Origin of the sequence: Marinifilum fragile JCM 15579 (genome assembly GCF_001310955.1) — a bacterium.
Classification (GTDB): Bacteria; Bacteroidota; Bacteroidia; order Bacteroidales; family Marinifilaceae; genus Marinifilum; species Marinifilum fragile.
On record NZ_BAZX01000005.1, the window covers coordinates 69,917 to 87,161 of the forward strand.

At 36.6% G+C, this 17,245-nt stretch carries 16 protein-coding genes; 10 read left to right on the plus strand and 6 right to left on the minus strand.

Annotated elements, in window-relative coordinates:
* Positions 1 to 65: 65 nt before the first annotated feature.
* From JCM15579_RS06135 to JCM15579_RS06150, 4 genes are read left to right on the plus strand one after another with little or no spacing between them, the layout of a single operon-like run.
* Complete coding sequence (locus JCM15579_RS06135) at positions 66 to 1,223, plus strand: DEAD/DEAH box helicase (RefSeq protein WP_054717257.1); 1,158 nt, start codon at positions 66 to 68, stop codon at positions 1,221 to 1,223.
* 28 nt (positions 1,224 to 1,251) lie between these two features.
* Positions 1,252 to 1,443, plus strand: coding sequence for a cold-shock protein (locus JCM15579_RS06140; protein WP_054717259.1), 192 nt, complete (start codon positions 1,252 to 1,254; stop codon positions 1,441 to 1,443).
* 54 nt (positions 1,444 to 1,497) lie between these two features.
* On the plus strand, positions 1,498 to 1,689 hold the full coding sequence (locus tag JCM15579_RS06145) for a cold-shock protein (protein WP_054717261.1): 192 nt from the start codon (positions 1,498 to 1,500) through the stop codon (positions 1,687 to 1,689).
* Positions 1,690 to 1,739: 50 nt separating this feature from the next.
* Positions 1,740 to 1,913: a cold-shock protein gene (locus tag JCM15579_RS06150; RefSeq protein WP_172677374.1), complete on the plus strand. Its 174-nt coding sequence runs from the start codon at positions 1,740 to 1,742 to the stop codon at positions 1,911 to 1,913.
* A gap of 155 nt (positions 1,914 to 2,068) precedes the next feature.
* On the opposite strand, the gene JCM15579_RS06155 is transcribed toward JCM15579_RS06150, so the two are convergent.
* The 4 genes from JCM15579_RS06155 to JCM15579_RS06175 form a co-directional block, all read right to left on the minus strand.
* On the minus strand, positions 2,069 to 2,812 hold the full coding sequence (locus JCM15579_RS06155; protein ID WP_054717265.1) for a hypothetical protein: 744 nt from the start codon (positions 2,810 to 2,812) through the stop codon (positions 2,069 to 2,071).
* A gap of 919 nt (positions 2,813 to 3,731) precedes the next feature.
* The gene (locus tag JCM15579_RS06165) at positions 3,732 to 6,824 is read right to left on the minus strand and encodes an AsmA-like C-terminal region-containing protein (RefSeq protein WP_172677375.1); all 3,093 of its coding nucleotides are present in this window, start codon (positions 6,822 to 6,824) and stop codon (positions 3,732 to 3,734) included.
* A 4-nt stretch (positions 6,825 to 6,828) separates the two neighbouring features.
* Positions 6,829 to 7,200, minus strand: coding sequence for a lipocalin family protein (locus JCM15579_RS06170; RefSeq protein WP_054717273.1), 372 nt, complete (start codon positions 7,198 to 7,200; stop codon positions 6,829 to 6,831).
* Between the two features lie 531 nt (positions 7,201 to 7,731).
* Positions 7,732 to 8,307 (minus strand): HD domain-containing protein, encoded by a 576-nt coding sequence (locus JCM15579_RS06175; RefSeq protein ID WP_054717275.1) that lies wholly within the window; start codon positions 8,305 to 8,307, stop codon positions 7,732 to 7,734.
* A 427-nt stretch (positions 8,308 to 8,734) separates the two neighbouring features.
* On the opposite strand from JCM15579_RS06175, the gene JCM15579_RS06180 reads away from it, so the two are divergent.
* The 4 genes from JCM15579_RS06180 (at position 8,735) to JCM15579_RS06195 (ending at position 12,476) form a co-directional block, all read left to right on the plus strand.
* The gene (locus JCM15579_RS06180) at positions 8,735 to 9,106 is read left to right on the plus strand and encodes a twin-arginine translocation signal domain-containing protein (RefSeq protein ID WP_054717278.1); all 372 of its coding nucleotides are present in this window, start codon (positions 8,735 to 8,737) and stop codon (positions 9,104 to 9,106) included.
* 158 nt (positions 9,107 to 9,264) lie between these two features.
* Positions 9,265 to 10,167 carry a 1,4-dihydroxy-2-naphthoate polyprenyltransferase gene (locus tag JCM15579_RS06185; protein ID WP_054717282.1) on the plus strand — a complete coding sequence of 301 codons (903 nt, stop codon included), beginning with the start codon at positions 9,265 to 9,267 and terminating at the stop codon, positions 10,165 to 10,167.
* 189 nt (positions 10,168 to 10,356) lie between these two features.
* Positions 10,357 to 11,400: an o-succinylbenzoate synthase gene (locus tag JCM15579_RS06190; RefSeq protein ID WP_054717285.1), complete on the plus strand. Its 1,044-nt coding sequence runs from the start codon at positions 10,357 to 10,359 to the stop codon at positions 11,398 to 11,400.
* Positions 11,400 to 12,476, plus strand: coding sequence for an AMP-binding protein (locus tag JCM15579_RS06195; protein ID WP_054717287.1), 1,077 nt, complete (start codon positions 11,400 to 11,402; stop codon positions 12,474 to 12,476). Before JCM15579_RS06190 ends, JCM15579_RS06195 begins: the two co-directional genes overlap by 1 nt.
* Here the strand turns inward: JCM15579_RS06195 and JCM15579_RS06200 are convergent.
* A complete protein-coding gene (locus JCM15579_RS06200) occupies positions 12,434 to 13,111 on the minus strand; it encodes a hypothetical protein (protein ID WP_054717292.1) in 678 nt (225 codons plus the stop codon). The genes JCM15579_RS06195 and JCM15579_RS06200 overlap by 43 nt on opposite strands.
* Positions 13,112 to 13,368: 257 nt before the next feature.
* Entirely contained in the window at positions 13,369 to 13,986 is a 618-nt protein-coding gene (gene msrA, locus JCM15579_RS06205; protein ID WP_218186078.1) for a peptide-methionine (S)-S-oxide reductase MsrA, read from the minus strand.
* A gap of 117 nt (positions 13,987 to 14,103) precedes the next feature.
* Between msrA and JCM15579_RS06210 the strand changes: the two genes are divergently transcribed.
* Both JCM15579_RS06210 and JCM15579_RS06215 read left to right on the plus strand, forming a co-directional pair.
* Complete coding sequence (locus JCM15579_RS06210; protein ID WP_054717295.1) at positions 14,104 to 14,682, plus strand: molybdenum cofactor guanylyltransferase; 579 nt, start codon at positions 14,104 to 14,106, stop codon at positions 14,680 to 14,682.
* A 324-nt stretch (positions 14,683 to 15,006) separates the two neighbouring features.
* Positions 15,007 to 17,244 carry a molybdopterin-containing oxidoreductase family protein gene (locus tag JCM15579_RS06215; RefSeq protein WP_054717298.1) on the plus strand — a complete coding sequence of 746 codons (2,238 nt, stop codon included), beginning with the start codon at positions 15,007 to 15,009 and terminating at the stop codon, positions 17,242 to 17,244.
* The last annotated feature ends 1 nt before the right edge of the window (position 17,245 follow it).

The following is a 17,245-nucleotide window of genomic DNA, read 5'->3' on the forward strand; positions in this document are numbered from 1 at the left end:
TGCTAGGAGTCCCGGGAGTTGCAAGCAATCAAAAGCAATCCCAATTCAACATTTAAAATATATTTATGAATTATAAAAGAGATAGATACAAGACAAAACAGTCTAAGAAAAAGTCAGCTTCAGAATTAAATCCTGAAATGCTGGTTAAAAAAGCTTCTCAAACTACCGTTAAACCTTATGTTTCGGAAAGGGATTATACACAATTAAACTTACATCGAATCTTGAGTAAAAACATTGCTCAAAAAGGGTACAAGAATCCTACCGAGATTCAGGAAAAGTGTATTGATCCATTAATATCTGGAAAAAACTTAATTGGAATTGCTGCAACCGGAACAGGTAAAACAGGAGCTTTTTTGATACCTATAGTACAACAAATGCTTGAAGGCAATAACATTACAGGTTTGGTTGTTGTGCCTACCAGAGAGCTTGCTCAGCAAGTGCAGGATGAATTTAAATCTTTAACAAGGGGTACAGATCTTACATCGGCTTGCTTCATAGGGGGTACAAGTGTAAGCAAAGACCTATCCTTGGCTAAAAGAAAAATAAGCTTGATTGTAGGTACTCCAGGAAGGTTAAATGATTTGATTGACCGAAATGCTTTAAAGATTGGCAACACACCAATTCTGGTCTTGGATGAATTTGACCGAATGCTCGATATGGGATTTATCAGGGACATTCAAAAGATTGTCTCGAAAATGAACAGCAGGAAACAAACGATGCTTTTTTCGGCTACGATGGATTCCTCCCAGGAAAATTTGATCAAGCAGATCATCAAAAATCCATTAAGGATAAATGTATCTAGTGGAACAAAATCAAGTGATAATGTGGATCAAAATATAATTCGTGTGGGCCATGATGAAAATAAATTTGACGTCTTATTTAATCTTGTCAATAAAGCTTCATTTAAAAAGGTGATTTTATTTGCTGAGACAAAACGAACAGTAGATAGGTTGAGCAAGCAGCTTGTGAAATCTGGGATTAAATCGGATGTTATCCATGGCGATAAATCACAAAACTACCGATCAAAGGCCATCAAGTTATTTAAATCAGGCAAAACAAAAATTTTGGTAGCGACAGATGTCGCAGCCAGAGGGATTGACATTAAAGGAGTTACTCATGTGATTAATTATCAATTACCTCAAACAATGGATAGTTATATTCATAGAATTGGTAGAACAGGCCGGGCAGAAACCACAGGCATAGCATACACATTCGTCAATTAAGAAATACAATAAATTAAATAGTACCATTATGAAAGAAGGAACAGTAAAGTTTTTCAACAACTTAAAAGGATTTGGATTTATCACTCCAAATGATTCAAGCGAAGATATCTTCGTACACTCATCAGGTTTAATTGATGAAATTAGAGAAAATGATAAAGTACAGTATGAAACCGAGCAAGGTAAAAAAGGGCTGAATGCGATTAATGTTGAGGTCATTTAAATGCCCCCATACATTCATTAAAATAAGTAATACAATAAATTAAATAGTACCATTATGAAAGAAGGAACAGTAAAGTTTTTCAACGACTTAAAAGGATTTGGATTTATCACTCCAAATGATTCAAGCGAAGATATCTTCGTACACTCATCAGGTTTAATTGATGAAATTAGACAAAATGATAAAGTACAGTATGAAACCGAGCAAGGTAAAAAAGGGCTGAATGCGGTTAATGTTGAGGTCATTTAAAGGGCCCGTACATTCATTAAATAAGTAATACAATAAATAATAGTACCATTATGAAAGAAGGAACAGTAAAGTTTTTCAACAACGAAAAAGGATTTGGATTTATCGCTCCAAATGATTCAAGCGAAGATATTTTCGTACACTCATCAGGTTTAATTGATGAAATTAGAGAAAATGATAAAGTGCAATATGAAACCGAGCGAGCAGAAAAGGCTGAATGCCATTAATGTTGAGGTAATTTAATATTTTAAGAATATTGATTGAGAAGCGACTTTTTTTTAATCAGTCGCTTTTTTTATTTGGTTGAATACCCTGGCTTAGGATGAAAAAGAGACAAGACCTCTCAGCCTTGTCTCCATAAAACTTTTAAAATGTCTATGACTTATTCCACTTCGCTACTAACCTCTTCTTCGGCAGTAGCTCGGCTTCTTCGAGTCCGGATTTTTTGATTGATTAAATCGATGTAATGTGTGATTTTTGCGTATGTATCAGCATAAGTTTCAGGCTGATTGTCTGCTAAAATTCCCAGGTAAGGAAGCAGCTTCTCATTAATCACTTCCACTACATCTTTCTTTAGTATGCTTGAAGGAATGATCTGCTTTTTTAATGCTTTTACTTCTTGCCCCTTGCGATACATGTTTTGTAGATTAGTGTAAGCTGTTTTTGTTAACTCGTAACTCTCTTTTACACCAAAAAGATCAGCCATTATGCTCTGATACTCATCCTGATCCAATTCGGTAAACAAAGACAATGCATTGGTCATTTGTTCTTCATACCCTAATTTGTACATGAAAGGATTGTTGGCTTCTATTTTAGCCCAAACTTTATTGGCCTTGCTTGCTTTATCTGAATTGTCGAGATGCATATTCGAGTCGACAAACATCTTAAAGCAGATTAATCTGGAATCGAAACTAGAATCTAGTTTTGAAGTCTCAATGGTAAATTCCGATTTGGTTTCAATTCCAATTGAATTGAGAAGGTTTGCTTCTGTCGATTCAAGCTTTGTAACAATTGCAGTTAGGTTGATGTCTGTGCTAAAATCGATTTTTGAAAGTACAGAACGGGTATTACTATTAGCATCGTGAGCCTCGCCTCCTGTACAGCTGCTTAATAATTTTGTATCCATTAAAGATAAATTTAAATTAAAAGATGTCGTTGGGCGATATGAACTTAATAAAATTGATTTTGTTTAAAAAAGAAAAAACTATAAAATATTTAAAAATGTAAACTTTTGTTTTTCAGTGTATGTTTCTTGATAAATAATGGTTAAATTGATTGGTTTTTAAATTAACAAAATGGAAATTCACTGAGAAATAAAAAGAAGACAAAATCAGATTTAAAAAAGGAGTGCGAAACTCAGATTTTAGAAAAATCAAGGAATTTTCTTCTCAGAAAGCTAGATCAAGAAATTTACGATTGAATTTGTAGTGAGAAATCCAGAGAAACGAAAATTTCCTTGAAAATGGGAGTGAGAAATTCAGATTTTAAAAATTACAAGACAAAATGCTTTCAGAAATCCAGAGAAATCCATTTTGCAATAAAATTTGCTTTGAGAAACTCAGATTTTTCAAAAATGCCTTGTAAATCGACTCAGAAACTCAGATTTCGAAAAAATCAAGGAAAATTTCGCTCAGAAATCGGGAGAACTACCATTTTCAGGTTTTGAAGCTCTCAGAAATCCAGATTTGGTGAAAAACAAGATTTGATTTTAATTTATACCGATCATTGTGCACTGATCACAAAAAGGATTAGATCCCTCGCTTCCTCGGGATGACTTCCAACACGGAATAAAAACTATTCCTTTGTGTCCTTTGTGAAAAACCTTCGTGCTCTTTGTGGTTAGATATCGATAGTAATTCTATTTTATTGAGAGCCTCACTTTGGAGTGAGACCCTCAAGAGATTTCCAATTCTTGTCCAGATCAAAACCTTTGTGTCCTTTGTGAATCCCCTTTGTGTTCTTCGTGGTTAAATAAATTTGTGCATAAAAAATCCCGGCAACCGAAGTTACCAGGATCTATTATTTCGTCGAATGAGCTATACCTTCTATTTATAGGCCTTCACATTTTCTTTAAGCGAGGTAGAAATCAGATTTTTCAAACGCAAGGTTTGTTGCTCTAATTTTCCCTGCTTTTCAGGATTGTAAAGATGTTTGTACTTACATGGTACCAGCTTGTAATCCAAATCCTCAAGTGTACCACTTACATTCAATCCCAATCGAACTGGCAGAGGAGTATCGGTTACCGAAATGTGATAATTAAAATGATTATCCAGGTTGTGACGTCCCGATAGCACCGCCTTGTAATTGTCCATTTCAATCAAGAAAGGGTAGAGGTCTATTTCATCCTTGTAAAGCGTCATCTCTACACTTAAGCGATCGATCACGTTCTCTGTTTTTTTCTTAAACATTAGTTTGCTGGCAATCATGTCGAAGGTTTCGCTATCCATTAATGTTAGTTCCTCACCCTGAAATGCTGCTGCACCTCTAATGGTTGAATTTTTAAGAGAGTAGTCGCTTTTCAAATAGGTTTCTCCCGCCAGGTGAAATTCACCTTTTCCTTTAAAGGATTTAAGCATCGGAATCATGGTATCAACCGTAGGAATCAAATCAATCAGCTCGGCGATATCAATATCCAAAAGATGAAAATCGATACCGGTAAACAGATGGTTCCTTCTATCCGAACGATAAATTGCCGTTAGCTGCATATTGGCCGCCTTGCTGGTAAAACCCATCTGATCCAGAATCAAAGTACCATCCTTTACGGTTAAACCTCCTTTGATATTTTCAATCACATTGTCGCTTACTATGGTCCTGTCAATATTGGTATTCAATCGAATTTCTACGCCTTTGGGTACCATAAAAGGATCGTCTTCCGATTTCACAGCTTCATTATCAGAGGCAGTTTCTTCGCTTCCCATGCCATTGAAAATATCCATCAGCTGGTAAACGTTGGTATTTTTCGAAGTCAGGTTAAATTTTCCTTTCAGTAAAGCTTCTTCGTTCAGATATTTGTTGATATCGGTAAGTTCACCACTAAGGCTAAAGTCGGAATCTCCTAAAATTAAACTCGCCTTCTCAATCTTCATGTGATCCTGGTTAAGGGCAAATGAAATACTCGGAATTTGTCCCTTCAGCTTTTCACTTAAATTGAAAATTGCGTCAGAGAAACGAATGTCCACTTCAGGCTTCCATTTTAGCATCACATTTTCCTGCGATTCGTCGTACTTCAGATTGGTTTTGGCATATAGCGCTTTGGTATCGAAAAGAACGGTATCCTTGCCCGAAACAGCTAGCTTTTCACTATTCATTGTAGAATTGATAAGGGCAATCTCTTGTTTCCCCTTAAGACTTGGAACATAGGCAAGTTCTCCCTTGGCATTGCTGGCATAAACCGATAAGGTATCGCTTTTAGCACGCAGGCTGGCAAATGCAAAGGTACATGAGCTGATTGGTGCCGATAAGCCTTTGGCAGGATTGTTAACCTTCACAGAAAGCTGCAAATCTTCAGTCGCCGCACTCATAAGAGGTGACAACTGCACATCCATATTTGCAGCATCAAGTTCAATATTTGCAAACAAAAGATCCTTGTTGGCCTTGTTGTGTCCTGGCAATTTTAGCTTAATATTAGCTGTGTCCAGATTCAGGTTTATGCTATCATTATAGATGGTATGAAAATCCTGAGCCTTAAAATCCCCACTTAATTTAATGCGATGATATTTTTCTTTGAGCACATCGGCCTGAGAAAATTGCGCATGTGCATTTCCCTGCAGCGATCCCTGAAGAACTACATTCTGATCTTTTGGAATGAAGGGTTTTAAATCTACCAAAGTAAAATTGCCTTTGGTATACAAATCATACACCGGACTTTTGAGTAAATTGGCAATATTTCCTTTCACAGAAACAGAGCTGTTTGCAATACGAGCATAGCTGTTGCTGATGTTGATATCGGAAGGCTGCTTTCCATTCAAATCCACATTTGTGACCAATGAGCATTGAAGATCTTTCACTGTAGGATAACCCGTGTATTTCACCTCTCCTTTGCTGTAGTCTATCTTCGCTTTTACCAGTGGCATGCTGGTGTCGGATAGCTGTCCTTTTACCGATCCTGATATTTGAGCAAGCCCCTTTGCTTTGATGTCTTTTAAGGGTTCGGCATATGCTTTGGGAACCAGGGCCAACACCTTTTCAACATCTAATTCATTGGTAGCATATTGCAGATCTGTTGCCAGCGATTCATCTTTCTTCATGCTGATTATACCGCTGCAAGTGATTTCCTGCTCATCCTTAATGGTGAGTTTTGCCTTTTGTAAATCGCAAGAATTTTTCGAGATGTTCAAGTCAAAAGGCAGGTGGGTGTCTATTTTTATGTGCGATAAAAGTTCATCACCGGCCATGGCAAGAGAAATTTCCTTGCACGCAAGCTTGATATCGGAATGGTACAGGTTTTTGTCCTTACCATTCGATTTGATTTTTAGATCACAGCCTTGAGCATCCATATGAAGAGCCATTGAGTCGGCTGTTTCAAAAAGCAGGCTGTTTGCTTGCATGTCCAAATCGACCAACTGTTTATTTTGGGTGTATTTCAAGGTCAGGCTGGCATCTAAATTCTGAACTTTAGCCTGTCTCTTTGCCAAATCATCGATAAAGGTAACATTGAAACTCTTCACTTTCACATTGCTGATATCTATATCGCCAAGAGACATTGGCTCGGAATCCGTTTCCTCAGAATCAGAGCTGCCTTTATACACATCCAAATTCATTCGTCCCTGAGCATCAATTCTCACATTCACATTACCTTCAGCCATAAGAAATGGGTTCAGAATGATCTTGTCATCAAACAGGTAGGACATGACATCTACCGAGGCAAAGCATTTTGCGGAGTAGAAGATGGTATCCTTGGGACTCTCACTCAAACAAAGATTCGTAAGCTCGAGTCCAAAAAACGGATAGGTACTAAAAAAAGTTGGCTCAACTTTTTCGATAGTAGTAGTACACGTCAAATAATTTTTAGCCTGCTTATTAATTAATGGAGTTATTTTTTCTGGTGTAAAAAGATACCACAGGGATGCAGCTGTAGCTATTGTCAATACAACAAGCAAAACCAGAAAAGCCAGTCCAACTTTTTTCAATACTCGCATTGTATTATATTTTGCTGAATGATTTTGATTTTCCGTAAGCATCTTCGTACTCCAAAGTAGTTGCCGTTAGATTGGTAATGGTGTATACTTTTGGAACCTTTCCACCATTTTCGATGATGTGAATTTGTTCCAACTGATCTTTGGTAATTGTCCAGGTAAAATTCTGTGCTTCCGCCTCTGTTACATCATCGGCAGTATCCCAGGTGGCTCCTGAATAATCAAGGTCGTATCTTTCATACAGTGTACCACTTTTCCATTTTCCAATAATTAAGCTTTCATCAAAATTTGGATTAACATCATCGTCATCACTCGAACATGAAGTCATGGATAGTACTGTTGCAGCAATGCTTACAAAAATAAGTGCAAATCTTTTCATATGTGTTTATTTTCTTTTTACATATGAAAGCCGCTAGATTAAAGAATCATGCTTGTTTCATATGTCTCATTTGTATTTAAGAATTATTCGATTTTTGATGTAAAAATCAGTACAAAAATAGTAGTATTTCCTGTCAAATTGTTGACAAAAGTCAAAAACTATTGATAAATTGTATTTAGCCTATTCAAAAGGATTATTTATTTCGCTTGTGTGCTGATGTTGGTCCGTGAAGTGAGCTGATTAATTGCTAATTTACCTTCTGTGACGAGGAACTGAATATGGTGAGTATAAAACTTATTAATTGGTTAGAGCGCATTCTTCGGGCATTGGAAGGTCAGGCTGCTTATTCGAAGAAAACCTTTAGTAAGACGGAGAAGCTGAGAACTTGTTCGAAGATCACTCCGCCGCACTTAAAGTTTTCAAGTAGAAGTAGTTTGACCTTACGCGCCCTAGATTTTTTACATCCTTTTTCATCAATGGAAAAAGGATGAGCCTTCCGGCTTGAGGATAAAAGTAATTTTAAAACTCTGATTATAAATTGCCTTTTAATTCTAATTCCTCGGCTACCTCTTTCATGGCCTCAATGCAATCGTGAATCAAATCGGGAATTTCCATACCCAGCATTTCGGCACCACGTTCAATCACCGTGCGGTCTACTCCGGCAGCAAAGCGCTTGTTCTTCCAGTTGCGCTTTACCGATTTCACCTTCACATCCAATACCGATTTGGAAGGGCGAATCAGGGCAGTGGTTCTAATGAGGCCTGTTAGCTCGTCAACGGCATATAACGTTTTCTCCAAGAGAGTTTGTGGAACCACCTCGGTGCAAGTCAGGTAGGCATGGCTTTCCACCGCACGAATATATTCTTCGGGCCAATTGGCTGCTTCCAGTATCTCGCGGGTCTTTTGGCAATGCTGATCGGGGAACTGTTCCCAGTCCATATCGTGAACCAGACCAATAATTCCCCATTTTTCTTCATCCTCGCCATGTTTGCGGGCGTAGTATCGCATACAAGCCTCAACTGCCTTAGCGTGGATGATTAAACTTGGGTTTTTGGTGTATGTGGTAAGCAGTTTCAGTGCTTCTTCTCTGTTGGGAATATGAGTCATGACAGTAATTAGTTATCAGTGAACAATGATCAGTAAACGGATTTGAACTTGAAAATAGTGAATAATTATAAATTATGAGTTATGAACGATGAATTGTATGAAAATTGTGGACTCGTTGCGTTAAGCGTTTTTTCCCTTATAGGGAAAATGCCGACAGGCAAAAGGGTGTAAGAAGAGGATACTTATAATTTGAGAGATTTTAAGACGAGGTGGATAGCAGCTCTAAAATCAAAAAAATAATTAACAAAATCAAGCTGTATCACACATTCATCATAGAAATCCGCGTCTGCCTATTGTTTAAACTGAATTTAAATAGTAGTTTTAAGACCCGAAAGTCTTTTATTGTTTTCTTAGGGTTTGCATCTTGTAACTTGAGGCTTTTTTAAGAGAGTAGTAACAAGATATACTTGGAATTAAAATTACACTTATGAGCAATCAGAATAATACAAACAGAAGAGGTTTTTTACAGAAATTAGGATTAACGGTTGGAGCTGCAGCTTTGATTGATACTGAGGTATTGGCTGATGTTAATCCGAACAAATATTCGAATGTTGAAGATCGAGAAGCTTTCCTTACTCGATATGAAAAATGGGTAGATCAGTACATTGATGTTGTTGAGGAAGAGAAGAAAAACAAAGAGAATATTGCCAACAAGAAAAGAATAATGGAGCTATCGGAAGAGGCTAATGGGTGGCAAGAGCAGATTAAAGAATACATCAAGCATGATGATTTTAAATCCAAATATATTGAAGTATCGAAAAGATTTGCCAACTCCATAACTCCCGAATTAGAAGCATAACCTTTCATATCAATTATTTATTGACGTAGCATGCTGCGTCTGTACTTATAAGAAGCGGTGCATTGCATCGCTTTTTTGTTTTTATACTTCAAGGGCACAGTAATGCCTTGTCTTTGCAAAATTATTAAATTTACAACCTGATCAATTCTAAAATAAAGATGAGTAAAACAAAAGCATGGATTCATGCATTTAGACTAAGGACTTTGCCTTTAGCACTTTCTAATATTTTTCTTGGCAGTTTACTGGCTGCATCCGATCACAAATTTAGCCTTAAAATATTTTTGCTGGCGACCTTAACCACCTTGTTTTTACAGATATTATCGAACTTGGCTAATGATTTGGGAGATTCCATTTCGGGTGCTGATAATGAGAATAGAGTTGGTCCGGAGAGAGCTGTTCAAAGTGGTGTGATTACCAAAAAGGAGATGACCAGAATGGTGATTGTATTTGTTTTGTTATCGCTGGCATCAGGACTTTGGTTGTTGTGGGAAGCATTGCAATTATTGAATTATACTCAGGCATTAATCATGCTGGGAGTTGGATTGCTGGCCATAGGAGCAGCCATAAATTATACGGTGGGAAAGAATCCATACGGATATAGTGGCTTTGGAGATTTGTTTGTATTCCTGTTTTTTGGCTTGGCTGGAGTTATGGGGACCTATTTTTTGCATACCGGCGATTTAAACTGGACCATTTTCTTGCCAGCAACATCGGTTGGATTGCTAAGTGTGGGGGTTTTGAATTTGAACAACATGCGCGATATCGATAATGATTCTCTTACTGGAAAAAGAACTTTGGTGGTGAAAATTGGTTCTAAAACTGCTAAAAAGTACCATTTGTTCTTGATTGGCTTTGCAGTGCTTTCGGCTTGTGCATACATTTTTATCCACTGGAATTCATTTTATCAGCTTCTATTTGTGATTAGCTTACCCTTGTTGATTAAACATACAACGGTGGTAATAAAAAACAAGGTAGCGAGAGAGTTAGATCCTGAGTTAAAAAAACTGGCCTTGTCAACTCTCTTGTTTAGTTTGAGTTTTGGAATCGGCTTATTACTTTAGTGTTTTATGTTTTTGGTTCTTCACCCTTTTGCCTGTCGGCATTTTCCCTTAAAAGGAAAAACTGAACTTGAAAATGTTATAATCTTATTGGTATGGTAATTTTATATTATTGTATCTACACTAGATGAATAAGGAATTGATTACTATTTACTGATAACTGTTTACTGATTTCACTGATAACTGAAAAAGATGCTTAAAGCAGATTACGTACATTACCCTCTAAATTTTAAACGTCCGAGTGGAACATCTCGTGGGGTTTTAACTGAAAAAGATTCCTGGTTTATTCGTTTGTGGGACGACCAACAACCTGAAATACTTGGAATAGGAGAATGCTCTGTCATTAAAGGTTTAAGCCCGGATGATCGAGAAGGGTATGAAGAGAAGCTGCAAGAGCTTTGTGACCAAATTGGCGATTACTGGTACTTTTTGGAAGGTGGTTTGAGAGAATGGCCATCTATTTATTTTGGTTTGGAAACTGCATTCCTGGATTTTAAGGCAAAAGGTTCCAAAATTCTGTTTCCTTCTGATTTTAGCAATGGTACCGATAGAATTCCTATTAATGGATTGATTTGGATGGGCGATCCTGTTTTTATGAAAGAACAGATCGAACAAAAATTAGAGATGGGATTTGATTGTATCAAAATGAAAATTGGGGCCATTGATTTTATGGAAGAATTAAGCTTGTTGGAATCTATCCGCAAAGACTTCGATAAAGATAAAATTGAATTGCGTGTGGATGCTAATGGTGCTTTTTCTCCCGATTCTGCCTTGGAAAAATTGAAGGCTTTGGCGCAATTTGATCTGCATTCTATTGAGCAACCTATAAAGCAAGGTCAGTTAAAAGAAATGGCTAATCTGTGTGCCAATACACCTCTGCCAATTGCTTTGGATGAGGAATTAATTGGAGTTTACGATGCACCTGCTAAGGCAGAGTTGTTGGATAAAATAGCTCCGCAGTACATCATTTTAAAGCCAAGTTTGGTTGGCGGGATTAAAGGATCTCAAGAGTGGATTGATCTGGCCAATGATAGAAATATTCCTTGGTGGATTACCTCGGCTTTGGAATCGAATATTGGTTTGAATGCAATCGCACAATGGACATACACTTTGAATAATCCTATGCCTCAGGGCTTGGGGACGGGACAACTTTATACCAACAACATTGCTTCTCCATTGATTATCGATAATGGGTTTTTAAAATACGATACGAATTTAGGCTGGGATAAAATATAATGAACAGAGAACTTACAATAAACGGTAAAAACTACAAAGAAATTGAGCTTTTAAGCTATTGTAGGGATATTATTTCAAATTCGGATAACGAATGGGAAAAAGACTATTGTAAGTTTATTTTAGAGTGGTTGGATGATTCTGATCAGGTAAAAGCCAAAACTTCGGGCTCTACAGGTGTGCCAAAGGCAATGTACTTATCAAAGCAAAAAATGAGAAACTCGGCCAAACTTACGGGAGAGTTTTTCAATTTTAAAGCAGGAAAGAATGCTCTCTTTTGTTTGTCTGCTAATTTTATTGCTGGCAAAATGATGATTGTGCGTGCTTTTGAGTGGCAATTGAACTTGTTACCGGTTGCCCCTGACGGACATCCTCTAGAAAATATCAGTTCTGATATTGATTTTGCAGCCATGATTCCTTTGCAGGTAAAGAACAGTTTGAAATTAGAGAAGGGCATTCAACAAATCAAGAAGTTGTTGATAGGCGGTGGGGCAGTAGATCAAGTTCTGGAGAATGATTTACAGGATTTAACTACCGAATGTTTTATTGGCTATGGAATGACTGAAACAGTTTCGCATGTTGCCATTCGAGCATTAAATGGGAAAAATAGATCTCAAGCCTACCAGGCGATGGGGAATGCGACCTTCTCAATAGATGAAAGAAGTTGTTTAAAAATTAATGCGCCAGTAATTTTAGATGAACCTTTGCTTACCAATGATATTGTTGAATTGATTGATAAATCCAAGTTCGAGTGGAAAGGAAGATTCGATAATGTGATTAATTCTGGCGGTATAAAATTGTTTTCTGAGCAAATCGAAAAGAAGCTTGAAACAATAATCAATCAGCCTTTTTTTATTGCTGGACTAACGGATGAGCATTTGGGACAAAAAGTGGTTCTTCTGATTGAATGGAAGGATGGTGAGGAAAATCAGAAAAAGGAATTGGAAAATAAAATCAAAAGCCTGCTCGATAAATTCGAACAGGCTCGTGATATATTTTATGTCTCTGAATTTCAAAGAACATCAACCAATAAAATTCAGCGGGAAGCTACGTTGTTGGCAGCAAGTTCTTCCAAATAATTTACCAGTAGAATCAGTGCCTTTGAATCATTCCAATTATAATTGTTACTCTTCATAAACAAATTTGCTGAGCTTGTTTGATTCTTATAAATTTTTAGTAGTTCTAACCTTAAAGAGTGCACTTTTTGAGGTAATCCACCATCTTTTTCTATAAAGAACATACTTCTTATATCACATTTCGCATCCGAACTTTTAGATTTCTGTATAAAATGTCTCACATATAGGTTCTGTTGACCTGTGTAAATTTTTTGAAGATACCCTTGAATGGAATCACCATGTTGTAGATATTTCTTGTAAACGTATTGAGTACCGTTAATTTCTACTTCGCTAATTTTATTTGGAGATGAAATTCTACAGTATTGCTTATTGATTTGACATTCAATTGCATCTTCAGCAATATTATATCTCATGCCGTTTAGGGAGATGATATTTTTATTGTGAGTTACTATTTTTCCAGGTAGGAAATAATCATTGTCATACAAAAAGGCGTTTGTATTCTTTACACTCGGCGAAGGAACAAAATAATGCAAAATGCCATAATTTGGGAATTGTTGGGTTTGAACAGAATTATCAGAGCAAAATCCCGAAGGAATGTTAATTATCAAAATTAACAATAGGGGTAAAAATTTTTTCATAGAGGTTATTTTAGTTGTCTATTCTAAAAATAGAAACAAAAACTAAAAGTGCTATTGCTTAATGTATTAAGGAATTGTAGGATTTGATTGATGATTAATTTTTAGGTTTCGCACACGTTTGCAGGCCTTGGGAATAAAAAAATGATACTATATCATAAGTCAGATTAACTCCTGAGAATTGAATATTTATAAGAAGTATCGAGTAATTATAATAATAAAAAAGGGCTGAATCATCTATTTGAAACAGCCCCATTGTATTATTTTAGTTTGTCTTTAAATACTTTTTTAAACTTTTCCATCTTTGGTTTGATCACAAAGCTGCAGTACGGCTGGTTGGAATTATTGTTGAAATAATCCTGATGATAGTTTTCTGCAATATAAAATTTTGAAGCAGGAGTGATTTCTGTAACGATAGGATCATCCCAGGCTCCTGACTTATTTAGCTTTTCTTTATACTCAAGAGCAAGTCGTTTTTGTTCTTCAGAATGATAAAACACTGCCGATCTGTATTGGGTTCCAACATCCGCTCCTTGCCTGTTTAATGTTGTTGGATTATGTGTTTGCCAAAATACTTCAAGAAGTTCTTCAAAGCTAATTAAATTGGCATCATAGGTGATTTGGCAAATTTCGGCATGTCCAGTTTCTCCGCTACAAACCTCTTTATAAGTAGGGTTTTTTGTTTCTCCACCCATATATCCCGATTCCACTTTTTCAACGCCATTAAGTTCTTGAAATATTGCTTCTACACACCAGAAACATCCCGCACCAAAGCTTGCAATTTCCATTTTTTTTGATTGATTTTCCGTATTCATACTTGTTTTACCGAATATTACTCCGGAAATGAAAAGAGCAGCTATCAATATTAACTTTTTCATACTATCCGGTTTAGTTATTTATAATCATTCTAAAGATAGCGTTTGAATATATGATATCAAAGTTAAAAGATCTTAAAGTAGAGTATTTGAGTTAATGATTCTTACTTATATTTGAATATGATTCAAAACAAGAATATTGCTGGAATAGTACTTTCCGGGGGGAAAAGCTCCAGGATGGGAACAGAGAAAGGATTGGTAAAATGGAATGATAAACCTTTAATTGAGTACTCAATTCATTGTTTACAAGAAATTTGTGATCAGGTTGTAATCAGTTCCAATAAAGATTGCTACAACGAATATGGACTTCAGGTGATTGAAGATGAGATAAAAGACTGTGGTCCTATTGGTGGTATCTATTCCGTTATGAAGGCCATAAGTGCTGATTATTATATGGTAATATCATGCGATGTACCTAAGGTTCCTTCCCAATTATTTGTTGATTTACTCCAAAATATTGCTGATGCGGATATGATTTATGCTGTTGATGAAAGTGGAAAGAAACAGCCATTGGTTGCCATTTACAAATCTTCTTGTCGGGATATCATTGGAGAGGAATTGCGCAATGGAAAATATAAAATGATGAAATTGTTACAATTGTTTTGTAGCAAGGGTTTCCTCATCTCAAAGGGATTGAATTATTATTCAGCCGATATGCTTTCAAATGTAAATTCACCAGGTGAATTGAATCAGCTGTAATTACACTTTATAAAGAATAAAGAATTTGTTCGCCATTATCTAATCGTATATCTTGTGATTATCTATTCAAACTACCTGATAATAAAGGATGTTTTTGTCTGTTATTAAAGAAAAATAGATTCAAATGTAATTTAGTAGAAATCTAAATAGTTGCATATGTGTTTAAATCAGAGGATTTGGACAGATTAACTTGTTTAGATTAATTACAAATCCAAAAAATATGTTGTAGAGCATGTATCGTGATCTTCATTTAATATATGTTTACATGCATAGATATAGTTTTCTAGATGTGTATATGTGTTTCGAAAAAAAAGATTTCACAAAATGAAGAGCAGAAGACAATTCATTAAAATTAGTTCCCTTAGTGCCGCTGGGTTAATATTTGGAGGAGGCTTGCTTGAGAGCTTTGCAAATAACCTGGTAAAGGAGAATAAATCCTATTTTAAAGGACCATTTGATTTCAAGAGAACCCCTACCTACTGTGAGGTGTGTTTCTGGAAATGTGCAGGATGGGTTTATAAGGATGACAATGGAAGAATTAAAAAGATCGTAGGAAATGACCTCGATCCTAATTGTAATGGTAGATTTTGTCCACGGGGAACTGGTGGAGTCGGAATGTATTACGATGAGGACCGCCTAAAAACTCCTTTGATTCGAACCGAAGAAAGAGGTAAGCAAACTTATCGTGAGGCCAGTTGGGATGAGGCTTTCGAATACATTGCCTCAAAAATGAAGCAGATTAAAAAAGAGTACGGACCTGAAAGTACGGCCTTGTTTACTCATGGATCTGGAGGTAAGTATTTTGGTACATTATTGAAAGCTTTTGGCTCAAATAATATTGCTGCCCCTTCTTATGCTCAATGTCGCGGTCCAAGAGAAGTTGCTTTTATTTCCACTTTTGGACAAGGAATCAATTCCCCAGAGAACACAGATATTAGAGACACCAAATGTCTGGTATTAATTGGATCGCACCTTGGTGAAAACATGCACAATGGACAAGTACAGGAAATGTCTGATGCAATAGATAAAGGCGCAACTATTATTACTGTTGATCCTCGATTTTCAACTGTTGCAGGCAAATCAAAACATTGGTTGCCAATTAAACCAGCTACCGACAATGCACTTTTGCTTGCGTGGATGAATGTTCTTATCAACGAAGAGTTGTACGATAAAGAATACGTTAAAAAATACACATTTGGATTCGAGCAGTTAAAAGATCATGTTCAAAGATATACACCTGAGTGGGCTTATGGTGTAACAACGATTAAGCCACAACAGATCAGGGAAACAGCCAGAGAAATGGCCAATGCTGCTCCTGCAGTAATTGTTCATCCAGGTCGTCATGTTACTTGGTATGGAGATGATACCCAGCGTTTAAGAGCTGTTGCTATTTTGAACGCTTTATTAGGTAGTTGGGGAAGAAGAGGTGGATTCTACAATCCTGAAAAGGCAGAAGTGACACATCATAAACTTCCCGCATTTCCTAAGCCAAAGAAAAATTGGCGTGATGCGATGGGTGGGAAATACAACTTAGCTGATCTGGCATTAGCATCTGGTGTTTGTGATGCATCTATTCCAAGTCCTGATATGGATTATGCTGTTAAAGCTTGGATCGTTAATGGGACAAATCTTATTAATACACTTCCAGATCAGCAGAAAACGATAAAGGCAATTCAAGCATTGGATTTAATAGTTGTGGTTGATACTATGCCAATGGAAATTACGGGCTATGCAGATGTTGTATTGCCAGAATGTACTTACCTGGAAAGATATGATGCATTAAGAATATCGCAAGGAAGAGTGCCAAGTATTGCCTTGAGAATGCCAGCAGTTGATCCACTGTATAATACAAAACCAGCTTACTGGATGGCTAAAGAATTGGCCAAGAAATTAGACCTTCAAGATTATTTCCCATTTGAAACCATTGAAGAGGAATTAGATTGGGAATTGAAGCAGGTTGGTACTTCACTGGAAGAGATGCAGAGAATTGGTGTAAAGCGTTTGGAACGAGAATTCGATGATTTGTATTTTGCTGATGGTGAAAATGTTGAATTCAATACAAATACAGGAAAAATTGAATTGTACTCAACTGCACTGGAGGAGGAAGGCTTTGATCCGATGCCAGTATATACACCGCATCCAGAACCAGCTGAAGGTTTTTATAGGTTGATTTATGGAAGAGCTCCAATGCATACTTTTAGTCGTACCGCCAATAATCCGAACTTAACCGATTTAATGGATGAGAATAGTTGTTGGGTTAATCCTAAGGTTGCCAAAGAATGGGATTTAAGTAACGGACAGTATGTTCACCTGGAAAATCAGGACGGAGTTATTTCTGAATTCCCAATAAAAGTAAGAGTAACCGAAAGAATTCGATTCGATTCAATATATATGGTACATGGTTTTGGTCATGCTGATAAGAGAATGAAGCGATGCTTTGGTAAAGGAGTTAGCGATACTCAAATGATTACCAATGTGATGACTGATCCTATAATGGGAGGTACCGGAATGAGAGGAAACTTTGTAACATTTAGAACGGATATAAAAAAATCGGAGGTGTAAG

Coding starts and splice junctions, on each gene's coding strand:
- JCM15579_RS06135 (WP_054717257.1), top strand. CDS start 66: ATGAATTATAAAAGAGATAGATACAAGACAAAACAGTCTAAGAAAAAG.
- JCM15579_RS06140 (WP_054717259.1), top strand. CDS start 1,252: ATGAAAGAAGGAACAGTAAAGTTTTTCAACAACTTAAAAGGATTTGGA.
- JCM15579_RS06145 (WP_054717261.1), top strand. CDS start 1,498: ATGAAAGAAGGAACAGTAAAGTTTTTCAACGACTTAAAAGGATTTGGA.
- JCM15579_RS06150 (WP_172677374.1), top strand. CDS start 1,740: ATGAAAGAAGGAACAGTAAAGTTTTTCAACAACGAAAAAGGATTTGGA.
- JCM15579_RS06155 (WP_054717265.1), bottom strand. CDS start 2,812: ATGGATACAAAATTATTAAGCAGCTGTACAGGAGGCGAGGCTCACGAT.
- JCM15579_RS06165 (WP_172677375.1), bottom strand. CDS start 6,824: ATGCGAGTATTGAAAAAAGTTGGACTGGCTTTTCTGGTTTTGCTTGTT.
- JCM15579_RS06170 (WP_054717273.1), bottom strand. CDS start 7,200: ATGAAAAGATTTGCACTTATTTTTGTAAGCATTGCTGCAACAGTACTA.
- JCM15579_RS06175 (WP_054717275.1), bottom strand. CDS start 8,307: ATGACTCATATTCCCAACAGAGAAGAAGCACTGAAACTGCTTACCACA.
- JCM15579_RS06180 (WP_054717278.1), top strand. CDS start 8,735: ATGAGCAATCAGAATAATACAAACAGAAGAGGTTTTTTACAGAAATTA.
- JCM15579_RS06185 (WP_054717282.1), top strand. CDS start 9,265: ATGAGTAAAACAAAAGCATGGATTCATGCATTTAGACTAAGGACTTTG.
- JCM15579_RS06190 (WP_054717285.1), top strand. CDS start 10,357: ATGCTTAAAGCAGATTACGTACATTACCCTCTAAATTTTAAACGTCCG.
- JCM15579_RS06195 (WP_054717287.1), top strand. CDS start 11,400: ATGAACAGAGAACTTACAATAAACGGTAAAAACTACAAAGAAATTGAG.
- JCM15579_RS06200 (WP_054717292.1), bottom strand. CDS start 13,111: ATGAAAAAATTTTTACCCCTATTGTTAATTTTGATAATTAACATTCCT.
- msrA (WP_218186078.1), bottom strand. CDS start 13,986: ATGAAAAAGTTAATATTGATAGCTGCTCTTTTCATTTCCGGAGTAATA.
- JCM15579_RS06210 (WP_054717295.1), top strand. CDS start 14,104: ATGATTCAAAACAAGAATATTGCTGGAATAGTACTTTCCGGGGGGAAA.
- JCM15579_RS06215 (WP_054717298.1), top strand. CDS start 15,007: ATGAAGAGCAGAAGACAATTCATTAAAATTAGTTCCCTTAGTGCCGCT.